Source organism: Vibrio sp. YT-18 (genome assembly GCF_033337345.1).
Classification (GTDB): Bacteria; Pseudomonadota; Gammaproteobacteria; order Enterobacterales; family Vibrionaceae; genus Vibrio; species Vibrio alginolyticus.
This window is the reverse complement of sequence record NZ_JAWOQO010000115.1, coordinates 1-1,363: the sequence shown is the minus strand read 5'-3', so window position 1 is coordinate 1,363 and position 1,363 is coordinate 1. Positions and strand designations below refer to the sequence as shown.

The window sequence follows — 1,363 nt, the reverse complement described above, 5'->3', positions numbered from 1 at the left end:
GGATCGGCGATGGCCTGTTCAACCACTTCGGCACTTGCGCCAGTGTAGTACGCCGGTACGCTAACCGACGGTGGACTAATTTGCGGATATTCAGCCACTGGCAAAATCGCTAGCGAAATGGCACCAGCCAACGTCAGGATGATCGAAATGACCAGCGCGAACTTAGGTCTTTGTATAAAGAAACGACTTAACATGCGACCTCCTACTGTTTGTCTTCAGTTGGAGTTTGAACACGCACTTCTACGCCATTACGAACACGCTGTAGACCTTGTGTGATAACAGCTTCACCTTTCTCAAGACCTTCGCGAATGATGATGCCCTGCTCGACTTGCGGGCCAAGTTCTACATTGCGACGCTCAGCGACGTTGCCTTCCGTTGTCACCATCACGAAGTCACCTTCTAGGTCAGTTTGCACCGCACGACGAGGCACGACGATGACATCTCGCGTGTTCTTATCACGTAAGTTGACTTTGATGTGCTGGCCAGGAAGCAGTTTGTGTTCTGGGTTTGGCACCAACGCACGCATAGCAATCGTGCCTGTTTTGGTATCAATACGGTTACCCAAGAAATCAAGCTGACCTAAGTGTTCGAAAAACTGGCCGTTTTCTAGCTCTAGTTGCACTTCCACACCGTTCGACTCGGCCGAACCATCGCCTTTAATTCGATCCATGCCCATCGCTAAACGCTCACGTTCACTGACGCTAAACGAAGTGTGCACAGGGTCTAGGCTCACGAGCGTCGTCAGCACACCTGAAGATGGAGAAACCAGATCACCAGTACTCACTTTAGTGTCGCTAATACGACCACTAAACGGCGCTCGGATTTGCGTGTACGAAAGGTTGACTTCTGCAAGTTTAAGCTGTGCATTCGCGGCTTCTAGTTCTGCACGCGCGCCTAGCAATGTTGCTGTCAACGCATCAAATTCCGATTGGGAGATGCTGCCACGAGGAAGCAGGTTTTTACCACGTTGGTGATCAAGCTCTGCCTTTTTAAGCGAAGCTTTTGCTTGTGCTAACGCTGCTTTCGCACTTGCCACTTGTGCTTCAAAAGAAGAAGGTTCAATAGAATAAAGAAGCTGGCCTTTTTCTACCATTTGTCCTTCTTCAAAATGACGAGCTTGTAAATAGCCTGAAATCTGTGCTGTGATATTGGTATCTTCTACCGCTTCAATGCGACCGATATATGATTTACTCGGTTGGTAGTCGATTACCGTGACATCCTGAGTTACGACAAGAGGCGCTTGGCTCTCTCTTTGGGCATTATTCGCTTCTCCGCATCCTGCAAGGATAGCTGTAGCCGCCATTAATGCGACAAGTGGTTTCTTTTGCATGTATTTACCGTCTTTATGGAACAGGATATTGTT

The 1,363-nt window shown here is 48.6% G+C and carries 2 protein-coding genes; both read right to left on the bottom strand.

The window, feature by feature from the left end; genetic code table 11:
• Positions 1-194, bottom strand: a 194-nt coding sequence (locus R7M72_RS24765) for an efflux RND transporter permease subunit (protein ID WP_318056421.1), incomplete at its 3' end; no start/stop codon positions are given.
• A gap of 8 nt (positions 195-202) precedes the next feature.
• Positions 203-1,330 (bottom strand): multidrug efflux RND transporter periplasmic adaptor subunit VmeY, encoded by a 1,128-nt coding sequence (gene vmeY, locus R7M72_RS24760; RefSeq protein WP_005485167.1) that lies wholly within the window; start codon positions 1,328-1,330, stop codon positions 203-205.
• Between the last annotated feature and the right edge of the window lie 33 nt (positions 1,331-1,363).